This window comes from Sulfurihydrogenibium sp. (assembly GCF_027448985.1).
Lineage (GTDB): Bacteria > Aquificota > Aquificia > Aquificales > Hydrogenothermaceae > Sulfurihydrogenibium.
Map to the genome: position 1 here is coordinate 1 of NZ_DAIDMN010000115.1, position 3,058 is coordinate 3,058.

The window sequence follows — 3,058 nt, forward strand, 5'->3', positions numbered from 1 at the left end:
TTTTTCCTATCGCTTGTCCTTCTATTCAAAAGATAGAAGTTGTAAAAAGAGGTGTTGTTAGAAGAGCTAAGCTTTACTATATTAGAAATCTCAAAGGTAAAGCTGCAAAAATCAGAGAGCTTAAAGAGTGGGAAATCAAGAAAAGAGCTCAAGAGTCTCAAGCTTCAAAAGAGAATAATGGATAATCTTGAAAAAGAGCTTTTTAAACAAGGGTATAAATATATCGTTGGGATAGATGAATCCGGAAGGGGACCTATAGCTGGTCCTCTTGTTATTTCCGCTGTAATCTTCAAATCAAATCAAAAACCTTTTGTTTACAAAGATTCTAAAAAGTTAACACCAAAACAAAGAAATGCACTATTTCAGGATATTGTAGAAAACGCTTTAGACTACTCTATTGTAATGGTTGATAACGAAAAAATAGACCATTTGGGTATAGATGTTGCTTTAAAAGATGGTGTTTACCAAGCTATACAAAAACTATCCATCAATCCGGATTTTGCAATTTTAGATTATATGAATGTGGACCTTACAATAGATAGTATTTCTATTCCAAAAGCTGACGAAATTTCTCATACCGTTGCATCAGCAAGTGTTTTGGCAAAGGTCAGTAGAGATAGAATAATGGAAGAATTTTCAAAAAAATATCCTAACTTTTCCTTTGATAAACATAAAGGATATCCAACAAAGCAACATTACGAAGAGATAAGAAAACACGGAATAACTCCTATCCATAGAAAATCTTATAGGTTGTTTTAGCATGATAAAAGAGATTATAAAAAAACTTACCGATAGAGAAAATTTAACAAAAGAGGAAGTTTTATTTTTATTTGATGAAATAATGGAAGGAAAACTTACAGATGCTCAGCTTGGAGCTGTGTTGATAGCTCTTAAAATGAAAGGAGAAACGGTTGAAGAAATATCCTCTGCAGCATCCGTTATGAAAGAAAAGGCTGTTAAGGTCAAAGTTAAAGATAAATCTCACCTTGTTGATACCTGTGGAACAGGAGGAGATAAAGTAGATACCTTTAATGTATCCACCATATCTGCGTTTGTGGTAGCTTCAAGTGGAGCAAAAGTGGCAAAACACGGAAACAGGTCAGTTTCATCAAAATGTGGAAGTGCAGACCTTATGGAAAGCTTAGGAATAAAGATAGATATGACACCACAACAAGTTGAAAGATGTATAGAAGAGGTTGGACTTGGATTTTTGTTCGCACCTGTTTTTCATCCTGCAATGAAAAATGTAATAAGACAAAGAAGAGAGATAGGAGTAAGAACAATTTTCAACATCTTAGGACCTTTATCCAATCCGGCTGATGCACCTTACCAACTTATGGGTGTTTACGATAAAAATCTTGTAGAACCTTTGGCAAAGGTGTTGGTTAATCTTGGAATAAAAAGAGCGTTTGTAGTACATGGATTAGAAGGGTTAGATGAAGTTTCTTTAACAACAGAAACAATGGTTGCACAAGTAGAAAATGGTAATCTGAACATATATACCGTAAAACCGGAAGATTTTGGTTTAAAAAGAGTATCCATAGAAGAACTAAAAGGTGGAGATGTTTCTCAAAACACACAGATAGCACTTAAAATTTTAAAAGGTGAAGACTACGGTCCAAAAACAGATTTTGTTGCTTTAAATAGTGGTTTTGCTTTAAAAGTGGCAGGTATTGTTGATAGTATAAAAGAAGGTGTAGAGTTGGCTAAGGAATCCATCTACTCTAAAAAAGCTTACGAAGTTTTAGAAAAACTTAAAAATTTTTCATAGATAAGGAGGATTTTTATGGTTTTAGAGGGGAAGTTGGCTTTTATAACGGGAGCAAGTAGAGGAATAGGAAGAGCTATAGCTTTAAAACTTGCTTCTATGGGTTGTGATGTAATAGTAAACTACTACAAAAACAAAGAAAAAGCTCAAGAAGTAGTAAAAGAGATAGAATCTCTTGGTAGAAAAGGTTATGCGATTCAGGGAGATTTTGGTGTAAAAGAAGATATAGATAGAGTATTTGATGAGATAAAAGAAAAGTTTGGATATTTGGATATTTTTGTAAGTAATGCTGTTGCATCCGGAAAAGAGGTCATAGGTGGTTTTGCACCATTTTTAAGACTCAAAGAAAAAGGAACATTGAGAATATACAACATAACAACTTTTGGTTTTATATGGTCTTCTCAAAGAGCTGTTAAGCTTATGGAAGGAAGAGAAGGAAAAATAATAGCTATATCTTCCACAGGAACAAGAGATTACATGCCGAACTATGCAATACATGGCTCCGCAAAGGCTGCGTTGGAGACGTTGGTAAGATATTTGGCTGTTGAAGTAGGTCCTATGGGAATAAATGTAAACTGCGTTTCAGGAGGACCAATTGATACTGAGGCTATTCAGCTTTTTCCAAACTACGAAGAAGTTAAAGAAGGAACCATAAAGTTAACACCACTTGGTAGAATGGGACAACCGGAAGATATAGCTGGAGTAGTAGGATTTCTATGTACTCCAGATGCAAGATGGATACAAGGTCAAACAATCATAGTAGATGGTGGATTATCTCTTGTAAGAGGAGGCCGTTAGTTGTAATGGCTTCCTTTTTGGGATACACTTGATAAGTATCCAAAAAACATAGCAGCATCTTTCAAATCATCGGATATATCCAACGAGTAGCTTTTTAAGGTTTTAATGTTATCCGCTAAATTTTCAATATTTAACATACTTTGTGTTAAAAAATCTATAATGTCAACATCTTTTATTTTAAAGTTTTCCGGGAATAAAGGTGTGTGTATTTCCAACGAAGGTAAAGTAAAAACAATCCATCCTAATGTATGGAGAGATAGTTCACAAATATCCTTAACGGTAGTACCACTTTCAATCTCCATCATTTTGGAAAAAAGGTCTGACAATTTAAATAAACTTTCGGAGAAGTTTTTAAATATAAAAACAGATTCTTCGGTTGAAATGATATCTTTTTCTTTAATTATCTTATCGATTTTTCTTTGATTGAAGTATACAAATGTTTCAGCATCGTATATCAATAAATCTAACTGTTCTTTTTTCATCTTACCTCTA

General features: G+C 33.7%; 5 protein-coding genes. 4 read left to right on the plus strand and 1 reads right to left on the minus strand.

What is annotated here, in order from left to right:
- The 4 genes from NE054_RS07605 to NE054_RS07620 all read left to right on the plus strand — a co-directional run.
- Positions 1–185 (plus strand): 50S ribosomal protein L19 (locus NE054_RS07605; protein ID WP_297890305.1); only part of this gene is annotated, 185 nt, incomplete at its 5' end.
- A complete protein-coding gene (locus NE054_RS07610; RefSeq protein WP_297890307.1) occupies positions 178–759 on the plus strand; it encodes a ribonuclease HII in 582 nt (193 codons plus the stop codon). The genes NE054_RS07605 and NE054_RS07610, both read left to right, overlap by 8 nt.
- Before the next feature lies 1 nt (position 760).
- Positions 761–1,771 (plus strand): anthranilate phosphoribosyltransferase, encoded by a 1,011-nt coding sequence (gene trpD / locus NE054_RS07615; RefSeq protein WP_297890309.1) that lies wholly within the window; start codon positions 761–763, stop codon positions 1,769–1,771.
- 15 nt (positions 1,772–1,786) lie between these two features.
- A complete protein-coding gene (locus tag NE054_RS07620; protein WP_297890311.1) occupies positions 1,787–2,566 on the plus strand; it encodes an SDR family oxidoreductase in 780 nt (259 codons plus the stop codon).
- Here NE054_RS07620 and NE054_RS07625 read toward each other — a convergent pair.
- Positions 2,563–3,058 (minus strand): hypothetical protein (locus tag NE054_RS07625; protein WP_297890313.1); only part of this gene is annotated, 496 nt, incomplete at its 5' end. The two genes, NE054_RS07620 and NE054_RS07625, sit on opposite strands and share 4 nt — an antisense overlap.